The organism is Microvirga yunnanensis (assembly GCF_025460875.1).
In genome coordinates, this window is record NZ_JAMXFI010000003.1 from 127139 (window position 1) to 145373 (window position 18235).

General features: G+C 63.5%; 14 protein-coding genes. 3 read left to right on the top strand and 11 right to left on the bottom strand.

What is annotated here, in order from left to right:
- Positions 1 to 123: 123 nt before the first annotated feature.
- Together NF876_RS02845 and NF876_RS02850 are read right to left on the bottom strand one after the other, a co-directional pair.
- On the bottom strand, positions 124 to 2769 hold the full coding sequence (locus NF876_RS02845) for an EAL domain-containing protein (RefSeq protein WP_210805316.1): 2646 nt from the start codon (positions 2767 to 2769) through the stop codon (positions 124 to 126).
- Between the two features lie 927 nt (positions 2770 to 3696).
- The gene (locus NF876_RS02850) at positions 3697 to 4866 is read right to left on the bottom strand and encodes a GGDEF domain-containing protein (protein WP_210807300.1); all 1170 of its coding nucleotides are present in this window, start codon (positions 4864 to 4866) and stop codon (positions 3697 to 3699) included.
- Positions 4867 to 5342: 476 nt separating this feature from the next.
- Between NF876_RS02850 and NF876_RS02855 the strand changes: the two genes are divergently transcribed.
- The gene (locus NF876_RS02855; protein WP_210807302.1) at positions 5343 to 5762 is read left to right on the top strand and encodes a hypothetical protein; all 420 of its coding nucleotides are present in this window, start codon (positions 5343 to 5345) and stop codon (positions 5760 to 5762) included.
- A gap of 252 nt (positions 5763 to 6014) precedes the next feature.
- Here the strand turns inward: NF876_RS02855 and NF876_RS02860 are convergent, their stop codons facing one another.
- Positions 6015 to 7013 (bottom strand): sensor histidine kinase, encoded by a 999-nt coding sequence (locus NF876_RS02860; RefSeq protein ID WP_210807304.1) that lies wholly within the window; start codon positions 7011 to 7013, stop codon positions 6015 to 6017.
- A 445-nt stretch (positions 7014 to 7458) separates the two neighbouring features.
- On the opposite strand from NF876_RS02860, the gene NF876_RS02865 reads away from it, so the two are divergent.
- Positions 7459 to 7842: a response regulator gene (locus tag NF876_RS02865; RefSeq protein ID WP_210807306.1), complete on the top strand. Its 384-nt coding sequence runs from the start codon at positions 7459 to 7461 to the stop codon at positions 7840 to 7842.
- Between the two features lie 677 nt (positions 7843 to 8519).
- On the opposite strand, the gene NF876_RS02870 is transcribed toward NF876_RS02865, so the two are convergent.
- Both NF876_RS02870 and NF876_RS02875 read right to left on the bottom strand, forming a co-directional pair.
- Positions 8520 to 9398, bottom strand: a complete 879-nt coding sequence (locus tag NF876_RS02870) for an arginase family protein (RefSeq protein ID WP_210807308.1) — start codon at positions 9396 to 9398, stop codon at positions 8520 to 8522.
- A 250-nt stretch (positions 9399 to 9648) separates the two neighbouring features.
- Positions 9649 to 10542, bottom strand: coding sequence for a LysR family transcriptional regulator (locus NF876_RS02875; protein WP_210807310.1), 894 nt, complete (start codon positions 10540 to 10542; stop codon positions 9649 to 9651).
- A gap of 98 nt (positions 10543 to 10640) precedes the next feature.
- Here NF876_RS02875 and NF876_RS02880 point away from each other — a divergent pair, with 98 nt between their 5' ends.
- Positions 10641 to 11840, top strand: a complete 1200-nt coding sequence (locus tag NF876_RS02880; RefSeq protein WP_210807347.1) for an arabinose transporter — start codon at positions 10641 to 10643, stop codon at positions 11838 to 11840.
- 290 nt (positions 11841 to 12130) lie between these two features.
- On the opposite strand, the gene NF876_RS02885 is transcribed toward NF876_RS02880, so the two are convergent.
- The 6 genes from NF876_RS02885 to NF876_RS02910 form a co-directional block, all read right to left on the bottom strand.
- Positions 12131 to 12637: a hypothetical protein gene (locus NF876_RS02885; RefSeq protein ID WP_210807312.1), complete on the bottom strand. Its 507-nt coding sequence runs from the start codon at positions 12635 to 12637 to the stop codon at positions 12131 to 12133.
- A 53-nt stretch (positions 12638 to 12690) separates the two neighbouring features.
- Positions 12691 to 13956: a glycerate kinase type-2 family protein gene (locus tag NF876_RS02890; RefSeq protein ID WP_210807315.1), complete on the bottom strand. Its 1266-nt coding sequence runs from the start codon at positions 13954 to 13956 to the stop codon at positions 12691 to 12693.
- Between the two features lie 53 nt (positions 13957 to 14009).
- Complete coding sequence (locus NF876_RS02895; RefSeq protein ID WP_210807316.1) at positions 14010 to 14864, bottom strand: sugar phosphate isomerase/epimerase family protein; 855 nt, start codon at positions 14862 to 14864, stop codon at positions 14010 to 14012.
- Between the two features lie 70 nt (positions 14865 to 14934).
- Positions 14935 to 15720, bottom strand: a complete 786-nt coding sequence (locus NF876_RS02900) for an enoyl-CoA hydratase/isomerase family protein (protein WP_210807318.1) — start codon at positions 15718 to 15720, stop codon at positions 14935 to 14937.
- Between the two features lie 10 nt (positions 15721 to 15730).
- Complete coding sequence (locus tag NF876_RS02905; RefSeq protein ID WP_210807320.1) at positions 15731 to 17356, bottom strand: acyl CoA:acetate/3-ketoacid CoA transferase; 1626 nt, start codon at positions 17354 to 17356, stop codon at positions 15731 to 15733.
- Between the two features lie 33 nt (positions 17357 to 17389).
- Positions 17390 to 18232 (bottom strand): ABC transporter permease, encoded by an 843-nt coding sequence (locus NF876_RS02910; protein ID WP_210807322.1) that lies wholly within the window; start codon positions 18230 to 18232, stop codon positions 17390 to 17392.
- Between the last annotated feature and the right edge of the window lie 3 nt (positions 18233 to 18235).

Sequence of the window (18235 nt, forward strand, 5' to 3'; positions counted from 1 at the left end):
TATGAAAAGCCAATGACAGGCTCGCGGCACAACTAAGGAAAGCTTATGCGACCGGACACGGTCGCCATTCTTACAAGATCTGGTCGAACGTTACCCTGTCCCAACAGTAATGGCACATTAGCATTATGCTTCGACCCGGCTCTCGTGATCTGCCATGATCTCCTCGAAGGGCTCAGGTCTGTGGATCGCGTAGCCCTGGGCGAACGTGATGCCCATGGACGAGACCAATTCGAAGGTCGCCTGATCCTCGACGAACTCAGCGACCGTCTGTGCGCCGAGTTCTGTGGCGATCTGGTGAATGGATTTGACGATGTAGCGGTCCACCGTATTGGTCGTCATATTGTGAACGAAGCTCCCGTCGATTTTGACAATATCGACCGGGAACTGGCGCAGGTAGTTGAACGAACTCAGGCCAACGCCAAAATCATCCAGCGCAATCTGGCATCCCATCTCCCGCAACCTGCCGACTGTCGTGGCTGCCACGGCCATATTGCTGACCACGGCCGTTTCCGTGATCTCAAAGACCAGGATTTCTGGCGCGACGCCAGTACATTCAAGAACCTTGAGGACGTAAGCCGCAAACGACGCATCGCCGATTGAGGCTGCGGACAGGTTGAGATGGATCTGAGTATCCCGCTCAAGGCACCCTGCCCGTCCAATCGAGGTCAGCGCTTCCCGGACGACCCAACGGTCGATGGCCCCAATGAGGTCATATCGTTCTGCCGCCGGAATAAACACAGACGGCGGGATGACCGTCCCATCCCTGTCTAGCATCCGCACCAGGACCTCATACCGCTGCTGGGTCGGATCCGCGCACGCAACAATCCTTTGAGCAAAGAGCCGTAGCCGACCCTCTTCTATGGCCAGTTTGATCCCAGCCGCGACCGCAATCTCGCGGTGACGATCAACCGCTTCGCTCTGCTCGGGTCTGTAGATGCTGACCCGGTTCCGTCCTGCCATCTTGGCCGCCAGGCAGGCAACATCCGCTTGAGCGAGGACAGCGCTTGGGGAGCGGGTGCTCGGCGTAATCTCGGTCACCCCGATGCTGGCCCCGACACTATAGCTGCGATCCTCCCAGGGGAACTGAATGGCACTGGCCGCGATATTGAGTTCCTCAAGGATCACTGTCGCATCATCAAGGGAACATCCGAGCAGGATGATGCCAAACTCATCCCCGCCGAGCCGGCCGATAACATCGCCTTCGCGCAGGTAATTGGGCAAGGCTCCTGCCACCCCTCGCAACAAGGCGTCACCCGCGACATGGCCGGCGGAATCGTTGATGATCTTCAGCCGGTCGAGATCCACAAAGGCTAGGGCATGCTTGATGCCGGTGTCACGGCTTTGCGCCAGAGCCTCTTCGAGCTTCTGCTCGAAGGCGGATCGATTCAGAAGACCGGTCAGTTCGTCATGGGTCGCGTTGTATCTGAGCCGCTCCTCGGCTTCGCGTCGGGCCGTGATATCCTGGAATTGCACGATCAGATAAGCGGGCCGCCCCGCCTCGTCACGCACCAGTGAGGACGACCGAAGGACCCACACCTCGGTGCCATCCTTGCGAACAAAGCGCCGTTCCGTCGCTGCAAAGTCTGTCTCACCCCTTAAGAGAGCGCTATCATCTGGAGGCGCATCGTCCGGATGGGTCAGGTCTGCGGCGGTCCGCGATAGCATCTCCTCTTCCGTAAATCCGAACAGCCGACAGAAGGCCGGATTGACCTTGAACACGGTCCCATCGAGGCGCAGCAGCGCCGTTCCGATGCCGGCGCCCTTCATGGCTCCGCGAAAGAGCGCTTCGTTGTGCAAGGCCTCTTGGTGCGCAGCGCACCTGCGGCGAAACTCCTGCCGCAGGTTCAGAGCCAGGGCAATCATGGCCCCGGTCAGGGCTAGCACGATGCCACCAATCGTCAGAACTCGGCTTCGCCAGGCGGCATAGACATCCTGCAGAGAGCGTCCCACGCTGATCGTCAGCGGGAAATCCCCGATCTGGGTGAATGTGTACAGCCGCGGGATCCCGTCGATTGGCGAGGAGCTGGACTCAAACGATCCTGAACGCTGCTGCGGATAGTAGCGGTAGATCCCCGCCCTGCTGACATCAGTGCCAAGATGCTTCTCGGTGAATGGCTCCCGCACGACCAGCTTCCTGTCCGCTCGCATGAGCGACATGGAGCCATTCGGTCCCAGGTCCATCCTGCGGAACAGATCGGTGAAGTAGTCCAGGCCCAGGCCGACATACGCAATCCCGGCGAACCGGCCATCCGGGTGAGAAAGCCGCCGACTGAACACGAGGCCCCATCCAAGGCCAACTGGGCTCTTGATCGGCAGCGAAACATAAAGCCCCACATCCGGACGATCGCGGTGGACAGTAAAATACTGTAGCTTTGCGACGTTGATGATGTCCGGGTCCGTGAAACGGGAGTGGTATCTTAGCTTCCCGTTCTCATCGACAACGGCGATGGCTGCAAAGTACTGCGCCGTCGCAACCTGATCGAACAGCAGCTGGCGCTGAAGGTCAGAACCCAGTTCGGTGAAGCCTGGCTGGGTGAACCGCTCGATGACCTTCTGGATCGTCAGATCGATGATCTCGATGTTGCGGGAGATATCTCGGCTCACCGATGCAACAAGATTGCTGGATGCTGCCCTTGCCTGATCAGATGCGTTCCCCCGTTCATCGTAGACGAGGGCCGCGCAAAACAAGTTGAAGACCCCAGCCAGAACCAGAACGTTCAGGACCGGGTGGCGAGCAAGCAGGTTCTTACACCAGGAGATGGAGATCACGAGGCAGTATCTTAGAGAGGAGCATCGGGCGGGACTTCAACGACATCTGTGCATCACAGGCCACAATCCGGCCCTGATCGAAATAAGCCAGATAAGCCTCTGGAAATCCATTCGACAAAGGAAATGGGGTAAATGATCGCGCCCGGATCGGAAGCGGTGAGAGCCTTGGCGCACGTCGTGTTGTAAAACTCGTCCCGAGGCACGTTGGGGCCAACACAAGATCCGTTCCTGATTGAGCGCTAGGATAGAATGGATCGACAACTGGTGGCGCGAGGCTTGAAGTTTGGCTCTATGCGTAGGGCAAAGCACCTGGACATTCATCGGGTAAACCGCTGTTGTTTCTTGCTAATCCTGCCCCCGAAGCTTCCAGGCAGAGTCACTCGCTAGGGCGGATCTTCCGGGTAACCGCATCCTTTCTGTCGATGCGTCCGCGATGCTGTATGGCTCCTCAGACGCCCGAACCGAGGCGTATTAGGCCGCCGGCCCGCTCGACACACCTGCGTTGGAGAGCATGTTCCTGCTACGTACTGCGTTAGCGCTCAACCAGGAGCAGAACTTGCGCCGATCCCCTGCATGCGAACTTGAGGAAGGCTGCGACGGCTCATCAGGAAAACCGGCATCTGGGGCCTCTCGACAGATCCCTCACGATGTGTGCATCACGCCAAGCCGGAAATCATGCACGAAGGCTCACATCACAGAGGAAGGTGAGGCTCGGCTCTCTGCAGGCCAGGAACGGAGTGGGAGAGGTCAGTGTGTGGCATAGAATTTTGCAGGCACTTCGTGGGCTCTTGAGACAGACATCCCAATCGGGATTCCTGCAGGTCAAGCGCTCGGAGCAAATTTGAAACTGCAAGTCAGGGAACAGTGGGATAGAGGGACCTGTTACCGCCCTGCCATGCAGAGGACGAGCGCAGCGGGGCGTCTGTTTCAATTGCTCTGAGACATCTCAGTGACCGAGCCATGGTCCACCTGCGTCGACCGTGCAAGTTCAATCCTGTTCCGGCCGGCATGTTTGGCCCGATACAGCGCCGCGTCCGCCTCCGCATACGCCTTGTCGAACGGTTCAGAGACCTTGCGTACAGCGACACCGGCCGACAGGGTGACCTGGATCGTCACGCCCGACATGACAATCGGTGTGGTCTCCACCGTTCGGAGCAGCTCGCCAAGCCCTGTAACGATCTGATCGACTGACGCCGTTGGAGCGATGAGAGCGAACTCCTCCCCGCCAAGCCGACCGACCATGCCATACGCGGCCAAGTGGGTCGCCATGAGCGATCCGACCGTCTGCAGAACGACATCACCAATTCGGTGACCATGGGTATCATTCACAATCTTGAAGTGGTCGATGTCAACGATAGCAAAGACCATGGAATGTGAGCCCAGCGTTTCGCTTGTCTCCATCAGAAAGCGGCGGTTCGGCAGGCCCGTCAGCACGTCGTGCCGGGCGCGATGGTCGTTGTCGCGTTCGGCCCGCATGGTGGAGATCAGCATGGCGCTCAGGCGATAGACGGCTTTGCCCATGGCGTAGAGATAGAAGGGGATCTGCAGCGCCGTCAGCAGCATGATCGGCTCTCCCGACCCAATCGCCCCGAGGCAGGTTGGACCGAAGCTGAGCACGATCATGGCTGTGGCCAGGCGAGGCGCCGCAAAGTTGCGGAAGCAGATGCCGCCCATCATTGCGGCCGACGAGAGACAGGCCAGGGTGGCGCTGACCCAGTCGCCGCTCAGCAAGCTCATGAACGACCCGGCGCCGACGCCAAGAGCCCACAGCAGGGCGAGGAGGATATAGAGATCTGTCGGTGTGTCACGATGCCGGTCAGCCGCCCGATAGGATCTCAGGATCAGGTATGTGCGGGCGACACACAGGATGGCCTCGAACGCGAACCACGCCAGGAACGGAGCTTGCGGCTGGCGGATGGCGATCACCGCCGACACGAGCACGGTGTTGACCACACCACCGATGAAGATTGGCAGGGTGCCGTACAGGCTTGAGATCAGGGCCAGGCGGATCTCGTAGGGCACCTCCTGGATGGGATCTGCCAGCCAGCGTGTGAACCGCCATGTGGGCAGGCTGAAGGTTCGTGTCTTGTCGATCATCAGGCCAACTGCTCAGGTTAGGGCGGTCTTGAATTTCGTCTTGGATTGTCTGCGCTGCGGACGCTCAAGGTCGCCATGCGCAACTCGGTATCTGAGTTGCGGCGATGACGTCGGCCGCATGTGTCGGGACCTGCTAGCTCAGTAAGGCTGAATTATGTCCTAAGACGAACCGATGACACACGGTGGGTGGCGCAGACTAATGGAAGCTTTGTCCCTCACACGATGCCCCAGGCACGGTAACGGGTTCGGCCGGTGAACTCGAGCGGGCGGGCACCACCGAGTTTCGCCAGCCTGAGGGATAGCCCCCCTCATCCCTGCGGTGGTTCATGCTTCTCCTCCCGTAGGCCTTAGCCGCTGAAGCCGTCGGTTTGGAGGCCGCTGCTCTGCGATTAGTGTTGCCCAACAAAAGGACGATTTGCGGTTAGGCTGCTCACCCTTGAAATCTCCTCTGCCCAACGAGAAGAAAAGGTAAGTAGATGGAACTTGCAGTTGGCGATAAGGTACGTGTGTATTTTTATCCTCCTAACTCTACACGCAGTTTCGTGGAAGGCATCATCGATCGCAACGAGATCAACACTTTCCGAGGCCTGAGTTTCTCGCTCCAAACGACGCGGGAAGTCGTCCTCGGCCATGAAATCGCAACCCCTCGGAGCCTGCCCTACATCATCGCCTATGTGAAGGATGACGATTTCGAGGGTCGCATCGAAGTCTTGGAGCCCGCCGCCCACGCCGCAGCAGAGCCGGCGGTTGAGGCGATATCCGGAGCCGAAGCAGATCACGTGTCACAGAGGGAGTTCGACGAAAGCGCCGAAGAACCGAGCCCGCCGCTTGAGGCTGAACCCCAAGCAGAGCCTCAGAAGCGAGGCTGGGGACGTCTGTTCAGTCGGGCGGCCTGACGAAAGCCGATCGGGGAAACTACATTTCCGTAAGGAGCCGCCGTTGGGCCACAAAGGGGCACGCACTGTAAACCCCGGCTCCTTCGGAACGTCTGGTCATGCGGGGACTGCTGCCCTCGGTCTAACGTCTCGGGAGTGCCAGACGGCGACCTTCGTGCCGGCTGCTTGGCTCGCAGCCGAACCGAGCATAGGACGCGCCCAAAGAGGGTTGCAGCATCGGGCGCGCCAGTCGCACCGATCAGCCGGCTCCTGCTACTGCAACACCCCCTTGGCCGGGAACTCGATGGTACATTGCAGCCCGCCTGGCTTGAACGTCAGCGTCGTTGTTCCTCTGAGCTGGTAGGGTAAGGTCTGCGTCAGAAGCTCGGTCCCGAAGCCGCTGCGCCGGGGTGCATGTGCGATGACCGGCACTCCCGTCTCCGTCCACTCGATCCTCAGGCGCGGATCGCCCTCCCTGTCCTCCAGGTGCCAAGCCACCGCTACTTGCCCTTGCGGGTTCGCCAGCGCCCCATACTTGACCGCGTTGGTTGCCAGCTCATGAATCGCCAGCCCCAAGGTTTCGGCCGCCTTGGGCTGGAGGCGAATGGGGAGCCCGGACAGGCTGAATTGCTCGCCCTCCTGAGCCGCGCAGGTGAGCAACTCCTCGGCGACCAGGGATGCCAGATCGATCCCGGCGCTGGGATCGCGCGTCACCGCCGCCTGCACCCGTGCAAAGGCGTCAAGCCGGCCCGCGAAGTGCATGGTGTAGTCCTCTACCGACTCGCTGGTCTCCGCCGTCTGGTGGGCAATGGAGCGGATCACCGCGAGCGTGTTCCGGACCCGGTGCTGTAACTCGGCCATCAGCACCTTCTGGTGCTCCTCACTGCGCTTGCGCCGGGTTACATCGATCAGCATGTTGACCGCGCCGATCACCGCTCCGGACGCATCGTGCAACGGGGTCGGAGAGGCTAGGAACGGAACCCGGGTGCCATCGGGGCGCTCAGCAATGGCCTCGCCGTCATGGATGGCCCGGTTCTCCCTCAGCGCAATGGCCATGGGGCATTGATCGTGCGGCATCGGCCGCCCATCCGGCCAGTATAAGCGCCAGGAGCCGCACCACTCATTTTTTCCCAGTTCCGGGCGCCACCCCCACAGGTCGACAGCGGCCTGGTTGTAGAAGGTGATCCGCCCCGCGGCATCGGTGGTGTACACCGCGGCCGGCAAGACTTCGAGCACGGGCAACAACGGGTGTCCGCCCGCGATCTTGTCCAACTCGCGGGCTCCTGGGAAGCGCTCGAAGCCATTATCGGCCACGGTCAGTTGAGGTCTGTCACTCGCCATCGAAGCAAGGGTCCAACCTGGCCCGCAGATGATCAGACGTAATGTCCCAAAGCCTGAGGCGAGCAATCTCAACAAGGGTGTCGCAAGTCAACGCAGCAAGGCGTGCAAGGGCTGTTCTCAATTGCACGCTGCGACGATCGGCCCAAAGCAACTTTTTACCGGAAGCCAAGCCTTTGCGTACCCCTCTGATCCTGGGGGCGGCGATCAGGAGGTCGATCATCATTTTTCGGCCTTGGGGCCAAAACCTTCCTGGAGCCGAGCGGTGTCATCGGACGCCATCCGACAGCACAATCCGGCAACCTGTGTTAAACTGCGGCGACTCCTTTCAGTTTAGCTTGCCCGAAGTCACTGACGAGGATCTGCGGGAGGAAGACGGATGACCGCTCAACCACGCGGCGCTCTTGCGAACCGCCGGGTGCTGGTGGCCGAGGACGAGTACTTCATCGCCCGGGACATTGGCCGAGCGCTGCACGCGCTCGGGGCCGAGGTGGTCGGGCCGGTGCCAAGCCGGGATGGGGTGCAGGCAATCCTGGCCACCGGCGAGCGCCTCGATGCGGCCATTCTCGACATCAACCTAGACGGCGAGATGGTCTTTCCGGTCATGGAGGCTCTCGCAGCCCGCGGGATCCCTGTCGTATTCGCCACCGGGTATGACCAAGCCACTGTGCCGGCTCAGTACCAGGACATCCCTCGGTGGCAGAAGCCCTTTAACCCTCGGGCGCTGGTTCAGGCCCTGCCTGATCTCGTGCGCACTCCGTAGGCCAAAACATCCCTTTGAAGGTCCGCACGTCCCAGTCGGGGCAGATTGGATCGCCGACATGGAGCGGGCCCGGTCGCGGGGCGACGGGCCCGTGGTGACCCGCAGGTCACACGTCACTGACGGTGTTCCGGATGATCCGGTCAAACGGCTCTGATTGTAAAGCTGAGACGGGCACCCCTGACGCAAGAAGATGAGGGAGGCGGTCGCAGCCCAGGCGGATTATCGATCTCGGCCTCCCTTTCAGCTCAAGCCGCGGCGGGTGCGCGGTTCAGGCGGATCATGTGAGCGGGGCGGCTTGAGGAACCCACGGTAAAAGCCACCCCCGTTCCAGCTATCACGATGCACCTGCCCGCATGGGACTGCTCTAACTCATGTGAAACAGAGCCGCAGAAAATGAGAAGCTACCCAATAAAGAGTCCGCATGGGTCAACCTGAGCCGTTAGGCATGGCCTTATGAAAGTCAGCTCACCCTATGAGTTCGGCTTTCGTCCGAGAGCGTGTCAAAACTCAAACAGAGTCGGCCGTGTCGAAAGATTCGTACGAATTTATGCTCCTGTACCGAGAATTCCGCGGTCTGCCAGCGCTTGCATGAAATCAAATTGCTTCACTGAGCGACCTGCTCGCGTTTTGACACAGGCTCGTCCGCCTCGTGCCATGAGCGGTCGTTCCTTGCCGCCCTACTCGTTGCCAAGGAGCGGGAGCGAACGGAGGGCGCGCGACAACTTGATTGCACTCCAAGGCATGTACTCGGTGATGGCTAGGCCGACGATGTCGGCTTCCGCCGCGACCGCATTGAGGATCGCGGCGACCTCCTCGAACCGCATCCGGCCTTTGGGCACCTCATCATAGGTACCCGGCGCGGCATAGGGATCGTGGAACAGGAGGAAGTCATAGAGCGAGGGATCGAGAACATCGACATCGAAGTGGACCGCAACCTTCGTCGCCCCCGAGGTGTGTAGCCACTTCAGAACGCGCTCGGGTGAACCCGCCAAGTCCTCCGGGCTGAGACGGACGATCCCATGCTCCCGGATGAAGTCGGTTTCGACAGGCGAGATCTCGGTCAGGCCGACATAGAGAACGCGCCTCGGATCCAGCGGCCGACCCACCGCCGCCACGAACTCCGGATCGCCTTCGCCCATGAGCGTCGCGAGGACATGCGTGTGGGCGTATCGGTTCTCCGCTGGACGCATGATGTCCGGGTGAGCGTCGATCCACAGCACGGCCAAGTCGTCACCATAGCGCTCGCTGAGATAGGCGATCGGGGCCAGATTGACGTGGCAGTCCCCACCCAGCGTCACGACTGCGTCGGGGGTATGCCGATCGATGGCCGAGCGCGCGGCGGCGAGTTGCTCGAGCAGCGCGGAACGCGAGACGATGCCGCCGTCAACGGTCCGCTCGTCCTTCGCGACGACGGGAACCGGGACGGTCTCCTCGGGCCCTTGCGGCTCAGGGGCGATTGCCGCAAGCACTCGCCCTCCGATGCGGTAGTTGGGCCGGTCCCCGCCTTGCCACTGCGGCAGGTTGAGGCGCAAAACCTTCTGTGGGTCGATCGCCATGGCTCAACTCCTCGCCCTCGTTCGCGTGACGCTGATCGGGGAGTGTAGTCGACCGATCCCTCCGCGCCACCACCATGTCGATCACGGCCCTTCTGAATGGCAGAAACAGGTCAGGCAGCGATATTCGTGAACTTGGTGGAGGTCTGGTTCCGCGAGGAATGCTGCCCTCGGGCTTACGTCTCGGGATTGCCATAGCGGTCATGACACTTTGCGGACCACAAAGGCTTTCAGCCCTCACGCTGCCGATGTTTCACCCTCGATGACGCAAGGCGTCGACCAGCAGCGCGAAGGCCGGAGAAGCCTGGCGCCGGCTCGGGTAGTACAGGTGGTAGCCCGGCCAAGCTGGACACCAATCGGCAAGCACCCGGGTCAGGCGCCCCTTCGCGAGATAAGGCTGCGCCAGGCCTTCCGGCACGTGGGCGAGACCGAACCCCGCCACCGCCGCGGTGAGGATCTGCTGGATCCCGTTGAAGATGAGCTGGCCTTCCACCCGCACCCTCAGCTCCTGGCCGTCCTTCTCAAACTCCCAGGCATATAGCCCGCCATGGGTGGGCAGGCGCAGATTGATGCAGGTATGATCGATCAGGTCCTGCGGTGTCTCCGGTGGGGCATGTTTGGCAAAGTATGCCTTCGAGGCGACCACCGCAAAGCGGAGGTCCGGCCCGATGCGCACCGAGATCATGTCCTTCGCGACCTGCTCACCGAGACGAACGCCGGCATCGAAAGCCTGGGCGGCAATGTCCGTCAGGCCGTAATCGATGCACAGTTCGACCTTGATGTCCGGATACTGCGGCAGGAACTTCTCCAGCTTCGGCCAGAGCACATGATCGATGGCATAGTCGGTCGCCGTGATCCGGATGGTCCCAGCGGGTTTCTCGCGGAGTTCGCTCAAGGATTCGAGTTCGGCCTCGATCTCGTCCAGCCGCGGCCCGACGCTCCTGAGGAGGCGCTCTCCTGCTTCCGTCGGCGAGACGCTGCGCGTGGTGCGGGTGAGAAGCCGGAGCCCGAGCCGCTCCTCGAGCTGACGGATGGTCTGGCTCAGCGCCGATTGCGAGACCCCGAGCTTCGCCGCAGCCCGGGTAAAGCTCCGCTCCCGCGCAACGGCCAGGAACGCAGAGAGGTCGTTCAGGCTCTCGCCCGGCATTCATAAGCTCCCCTAATAGGCCCATGCAGACAATGCCATCTAATCGCATGCCGCGGCATCGGCTAGATAGTCCTGCGTCCTTTCCGCGAGAGCCCATGATGCTTGTTGCTTCCTCTAAGTCGCGGGCGTCCACCGCTCCATCTGTCCTCGTGATCCTGCTGCCGATCATGGCTGTCGTCCTGTTCGGCTTTCTGATCGCAGGCCTCGCGCTGCCGGTGCTCCCGCTCCATGTGCACCAGGGATTGGGCCTCAGCACCTTCGTGGTCGGGCTCATCACCGGCAGTCAGTTCGCCGCCTCGCTCATCTCGCGCCTGTGGTCGGGCCACTACGCCGACAGCCGCGGCGCCAAACGCGCGGTCGTCCCCGGCCTGCTCGGCGGCGCAGCGGCGGGGCTGCTCTATCTCGTCTCGCTCTCCTTCATTGGCACCCCCGCGATCTCGGCGACCATCCTGCTGCTGGGGCGGGCTCTGCTCGGCGGGGCCGAGAGCTTCATCATCACCGGAGCCTTCGGCTGGGCTCTGGCGCAAGTCGACGCCCGGCACGCCGGCAAGGTCATCGCCTGGGTGGGCACCGCGATGTGGGCCGCCTTCGCCTTGGGCGCTCCGCTCGGCAGTGCCCTGTACGCGAGCTACGGCTTCGTGGCGATCGCGCTGGCGACGACCCTAATCCCGCTCGCCACCCTGCTGCTCGTGCTGCCGCTGCGCTCCGTCGTGCCCCCGACCCAGATCCGCCCCGCCTTCACCCAGGTGATCGGTGCCGTCTGGGTGCCCGGCATCGGCATGGCCCTGAGCAGCGTCGGCTTCGGGGCGATCACCGCGTTCATCGCGCTGCGCTTCGTCGACCGGGGGTGGGCTCCGGTCTGGCTCGCCTTCAGCGCCTTTGCGGGTGCCTTCATCGTAGCGCGAGTGGTCGGTGGCCATCTGCCGGACAAGCTCGGCGGCGCCAAGGTCGCATTGGCCAGCGTGCTGATCGAGGCGGCCGGCCAAGCTCTGATCTGGCTGGCCCCCGGGCCTATGGTGGCCCTGGCCGGGGCAGTGCTCAGCGGGATTGGCTGGTCGCTCGTCTATCCCAGCTTCGGCATCGAGGCGGTGCGCCGCGCGCCGCCGGAAAGCCGCGCCCTTGCGATGGGCGCCTACACTGCCTTCCTCGACCTGGCGATTGGCTTGGCCAGCCCTGCGTTGGGGGCGGTCGCGGGTGCGGCTGGCTTGGGCACGGTGTTCCTCGTCAGCGCGCTGGTGGTACTCGGCGCCGCCTTGATTGCTGTGCGGCTCCTGAACAACTCCGCAATTGCCCAGTGACGCGATAGCTCAACGGAACCAACGCGGCTTGAGTGGAAGCCACAGCGGGTCCGAGTAGCCCCGGACAGGGTACTCACACGCCCCTCAGCCGTGCATCCTGAACCCGCATTGCGCTTAGGTGCAGGGCCGAGGGTGGGCATGACCAGCCTCGAACGTCCGTTCGCCGCTGGATGGTCTGCTGTGGGTCAAACTTTAACGAACAGGAAATGAAACGAAGGTCAGCTTACCGCATCAGGATCAGACCAAAGCGTTTCTTCCAAGAAGTGCCAGCTTCCACCGTTGCACAGAACCTAGGCAACATTGACCAGCCATGGGTAGTTGGCGACGAACAGGGGATGCTCGTCCACCGAAGTGGATATTGCAGCCTGCTGCTGAACGTCCTTCATGCGCGCCCGCGCCTCCGGTGGAGGAAGCTCATCAGCCTGCCGCCCGATCGCCAGGGCCTCCTCAAGGATCTTCATCCCCTCCCGAAAAGGAAGGCGCCAGCGCAGGCGGGTCCTGATGTACGCCTCCCGTTCCCGCTCTACCGCTGGCGTGTCAGCACAGGCCAGCCGAGTGACAAACGGCAGCAGGTGCTGGCGTTCCTGATCCGAGGCCTTGTCGTTCAGCCGCATTGCCAACCGGCAGATCGGGCGCGAAAAGCACGCCGGCATGTCCTCGACCGAGCGCACGGGCTGATAGGGGAAACCAGCCGCGACGATGGCGGCCTCGTTGATGCAGGTACCGTCATCCCGGCCGGGAAACGTGTGGGAGCCCCGCTTCAATTTCCAGTTCAGGATATCATCGAAGAAGTCCATGGTTGCTAGCTCCCTGGCTCATCTGGGCTGCGACAGGTCTCCGGCCTGTGATCTTAAGGCCTGATCCGGTCGTTCCGGATCAGGATCGCACGGAAATCATTGACGTTTGTCAGGGTCGGGCCGGTCATCACCAGCCGATCCATGGCCGCGAAGGCGCCATAGGCATCGTTCCGTGTCAGGGCAGCGCCGAGATCGACGCCGCGCTCGCCTGCCGAGGCGACGAACCGGTCATCGAACCAGACGCCGGCATTGTCCTCAGAGCCGTCAATGCCGTCGGTGTCTGCCGCCAGTCCTGCAATGCCGGGAGCTCCTTGCAACGCCGTCGCCAATGAGAGCAGGAACTCGGCATTCCGCCCGCCCCGGCCCTTGCCACGCACCGTCACCGTCGTCTCCCCGCCGGACAACAGCACGCAAGGCGACCGGACCGGTTCGCCATGACGTGCCACCGAGCGCGCAATCCCCGCCATGACGGTGCCGACCTCCCGCGCCTCGCCCTCGATGGCATCGCCGAGGATCAGCGGCGTGAGCCCCATGTGGCGTGCGGCGTGCGCCGCAGCGTCGAGAGATATCTTCGGCGTCGCGATCATGTGCACTTCGCCTCCCACGCCCGTCGGGACGGCATTGCGCTCGATGACTGACGCGACATGGGGTGGGACCGCCACGCCGTATCGCTCAAGGATTCGGTGCACTTCCCCGGGGCTGGACATCCCGGGGATCGTCGGGCCCGAGCCGATGCTGGCGGGATCGTCCCCCGGGACATCCGAGATCACGTAGGTCACCAGCCTTGCCGGACCCGCGGCTGCGGCAAGGCGACCGCCCTTGATGGCCGACAGGGCCTTGCGCACCTCGTTCATGGCGCCGATCGGCGCGCCGGAATGGAGGAGCGCCTTCGTGACGGCCTGCTTGTCGTCCAGTGTCAGGCCGGGCGCCGGGAGGCTCAGCAGGGCCGAGGCCCCGCCAGACATCAGGCAGACCACGAGATCGTCCGGTCCCGCCCCGGTAGCCAGGTCCAGGATCCGCTGCGCGGCCGCAACCCCTGCCGCGTCGGGGACCGGATGGGCGGCCTCCACGACCTCGATCCGTCGCGTCGGGGCACGGTGGCCATAGCGGGTCACGACAAGCCCCTCGAACGGCTGCTCCCATTCGCTCTCGAACGCCTGCGCCATGCTCGCCGCCGCCTTGCCGGCGCCGAGCACGATCGTGCGTCCCTTCGGCGGTTCGGGCAGGCGTCCCGCGAACTTGCCCGCGGGACGTGCCGCGTCGAGGGCAGCCTGGAAGAGCGCGTGAAGGATGGATCGATCGTCGGATTGCACCGTCATACCTCCCGGGGCGCGACGCCAATGCTCGTTAGGTTCAGGGATTCATGCGAGGACTAGATCCCGGCGAATCCCTTGGCGCAGGCCTGCAACACCTCGTCCTCGGGCGTCGACCACCAGCGCCGGGAGAAGACCTCTACCTCCACGAAGCCATCGTATCCGGCGGCCTCGATGGTGCGGCGGATGCCTTTGACATCGATGACGCCGTCGCCCGTCATGCCGCGGTCGAGGAGCAGATCGGTCGTCGGCACCAGCCAGTCGCAGACGTGGAACGCGGAGATGCGCCCGGCTTTGCCTGCCGCCGCAATGTCGGCTTCCAGGCGCCAGTCCCACCAGACATGGTAGACGTCAATCGCCGTGCCGATCCCGCCCAAGCGGTCCGGATCCAGGGCTTCGCAAAGCGCCAGCGCTTCCCCTAAGCTGGTGACGCACGACCGATCCCCGGCGTACATCGGATGCAGCGGCTCGACCGCGAGGGTGACGCCGACGCTCCGGGCCTTTTCCAGGAGCAACGAGATGCCCTCGGCCACCTGGGCACGTGCATCGCCGAGATCCTTCCGTCCCTCGGGCAGGCTTCCCACCACGAGGACAAAGCACGGTGCCCCGAGGGCAGCGGCGTCGTCGAGGGCACGGCGATTGTCGTCGACATGCGCCTCGAAGTCCGCACGCGTCGCCCCGGGGAAGTAGGTGCCGCGGCAATACCCGCTGAGAGACAGCCCGGCATCACGGATCTGGCGGGCGACGGCGTTGACATCATGTCCCTCGAGATCGCGGCGCCACGGGGAAATGGCGCCGAAGCCATGCCGCGCGATCCGCTCGATGACCTCACCAATCGGCGAGCGGTGTCCGAGGGTCGCGGTGTTGATGGAGCAGCGGGAAAGCGGAAGCGTCGTGAATTCCGGAACGCCCATGGGAAACTCCCGAGATTGAAGGTTGGATGCCCGGCGGCGATCCACCGGGCATGGAAACATGACGGTCGGCTCACTTGAACCGGGGCGCCCTCTTCTCGACGAAGGCTGCCTTGCCTTCGACGGCGTCATCGGACAGGCCGAGCGGAACCGTGATCTCCGACTCCATGGCGAGTCCCGCGTCGTAGCCGAGGCGCAGGCCCGTCGAGACGCAACGACGCGTCGCGTGCACCGCCTTCGGGGACATGGAGGCAATCTGGGTTGCCATCTCGATCGCCCGGGGCAGCAGTTGATCGTCGTCGACGAGTTCCTCGAAGATGCCGATGCGATACGCCTCTTCCGCATCGATCCTCTGGCCCGTCAGCATCAGCCGGAGCGCGTGCCCGCGCCCGACGAGGAGCGGCAGGCGCATCGTGCCGGTTGCCGTGGCCATCGCGCCGAGGCGGACCTCGGGCAGACCGAAGGTCGCACTCCGGCCGGCGATGCGCACGTCACAGGCGAGGGCCATGACGGCCCCTCCCCCAAGGGTGTGCCCGTTGCAGGCGGCGATCACGGGAACGGGTCCGCGCTCGATCGTCTCGTTGAGGTGCGTCTCGGCCCGACGCGCGGTCTCGATCCATTCCTCCGTTACCTCGAACTCGCGGATGTTGGAGCCGGCCGAGAAAGACGGACCCGTCCCTGTCAGGACGATGCAGCGGGCGCCGTGATCGGCATGCGCACGCTCGAGGAACGCGGCCAGTTGGCGGCGGGCCTCGATCGTGAAGACCCCGAACGGCTGCGACACGATGCGGACGAGCAGGACGCCGGGGGCGGCAATGCTCGCTTCGAAGACGGGGTTGGCGATGATGGTATCCGACATTTCGCCCTCCTTACGCTGCGCGGCGCGCGTCATCGCGGGACACGCCCTTGCGCGGCTTGAGGTCGAGCCCGATCGGTTCCGGGTGGAACAGGCGCTCGTCCATCGGCTTCAGGTCGGCAGCAACAGCGAGAGGAATGCCGGCCCTAGCCAGGACGTCGCGCTCGAGATCGACTCCCGGGGCAAGCTCCACGACCGTCAGTCCAGCCGGCGTCAGCTTGAGGACGCAGCGTTCGGTCACATAGGTGATGTCGGTGCCGACTTCCAAGGCTCTGCGACCGCTGAACGTGACATGGCTGACCTCGGGCACGAACTTGGAGATCTTGCCCTCCTGTTCGATCCGGAGCTTGCCGCCGGTGGCGGAGACCTTCAGCCCGCCGGCCGTGAAGTAGCCGCTGAAGACGACCTTGCGGGCATTGGCGGTGATGTCGACGAAGCCACCGCAGCCGGCCGTCAGGTATGGGCGCGCGGCAAGCTTGGACACGTTGACGTTCCCGAAGGCGTCGACCTCGAGGAACGACAGGAGTGAGCAATCGAAGCCGCCGCCCTGGAAGTACGTGAACTGCTGCGGGGTCGGGAAGATCGCCTGGGCATTGGCAGCGCACCCGAACGCGAAGCCGGTCAGGGGCACGCCGCCGACAGGACCCTGCTCGATCACCCAGGTCACTGCTTCGGCCTGTCCCTCCTCGATGAGGATGGTGGGAACCAGCGCCGAGATGCCGAAGCCGAGATTGACCGCGCTGTCATCGGCGAGTTCCATGGCGGCGCGGCGTGCTATGACCTTGTCCACACTCCAGGGTTCCGCCGCGAAGGAGTTGAGCGGTCGCCGTGTCTCTCCGCTGATGGCCGGGTCATACAGGATCTCGGTCGCCTGGGCCTGCTCCGGATCGACGACGACATAGTCGACCAGCGTCGACGGAATGTGGACCCGTTGCGTGGGGATTGAGCCTGCTGACGTGGTGCGCTTGACCTGGCAGATCACGATACCGCCGGAGTTGCGCGCCGCCAGGGCGAGATCAACCATGCCGAGCACGGCTCCTTCCTGCTCCATCGAGATGTTGCCGCGCTCGTCGGCGGTGGTGCCGCGGACGATGGCGACGTGCGGGAAGTGGTTGGGGAAATGTAGCCAGCTCTCGCCACCGAACTCCACCAGGTGGACGACGTCGCCGCGCGCCGCCGCGGCATCGTTCATCTTGCCCCCATTCAGGCGGGGGTCGACGAACGTGTCGAGGCCGACCTTGGTCAGGACGCCTGCCCGCTTGGCCGCGGCGTCACGAGCCATGTCGTACATGACGCCGGAAGGCAGGTTGTAGGCGGCGATCTCGTTGCGGCCGATCATCTCCCAGATGGCCGGCGACGGGAGGGACGACGGCCCGCTGGGATAGGAGCCTGCGAGGATCGTCGAGATGAGACCTTCCTGTGCAAGGTGGTCGATGCCCTTGATCCCGTACATGTCGCCCGCGGCGATCGGCGAGAACACCGTGAGGTTGCGCGGGTGGGCTTCCTGGCGGAAGCGCTCCCCGATCGCGGCCAGCATGTGATCGGGGCAGTTGAGGCCGGCCGACGAACCGATGCAGATGACGGCATCGTCGGGGATGAGTTTTGCGGCATCCGCCGCCGAGATGATCTTGTTGCGCATGATAGATTTCCTTTTCCCTGGATGCGTCCGGCGTCAGTGCGCCGGCTGCTGCTTGGCACGGGTGACGATCTGGGTTGGGTTGACGAACTTGAGGGCGATGACGAGCCAGATGAGTGTCGTAACCATGTAGACGACGGCCATGGCATCAATCGACTGGACGGCGCGGACGCCGGAGGCGAACACCGCGTAGTACAGGGCCACCACGAGCGTCTGGCTGGTCGGCCCGGCGACGAGGAAGGTCAGTTCGAACATCGCGATGGTGCGCACGAGGACGAGCAGCAGCGCCGCGAGGATGCCCGGCAGCAGCAGGGGCATCAGGACATGGACGAAGAGCTTGAAGGTGTTGGCGCCGAACACGCGCGCCGCCGCCTCGATCTTCGGATCGATCTGCTCGATGAACGGGATCATCACGAGGATGACGAACGGCACCGTCGGCACCAGGTTCGCGGCTACCACGCCCCAGAAGGTCCCGGCCAGGCCCGTCTGGTAGAGCACCGTCGCAAGCGGAATGCCGAAGGTGATCGGCGGGATGATCAGCGGCAGGATCATGACCAGCATGATCAGCTTCTTGCCGGCGAACTCCCGGCGCGCGAGGGCATAGGCCCCGGTGACGCCGATGAGGCCCGAGATCAGGACGACCATCCCGACGACCTGGAAGGTCACGAGCAGGACGTCCCCGAGCTGGAACTCGCTCCAGGCCGACGAGTACCAGCGGGTGGTGAGGCCCGTCGGGAACCAGGTGCCCAGCCACCGCGTGGCGAACGAGCTCGTCACGACGGAGGCGATCATGGCCAGGAGGTTGAGGACGAAGAAGCCGACCACCGCCCAGACGGCATAGATCCAGAGCTTCGATGAGAGGGAGGTATCACGGATCATCGT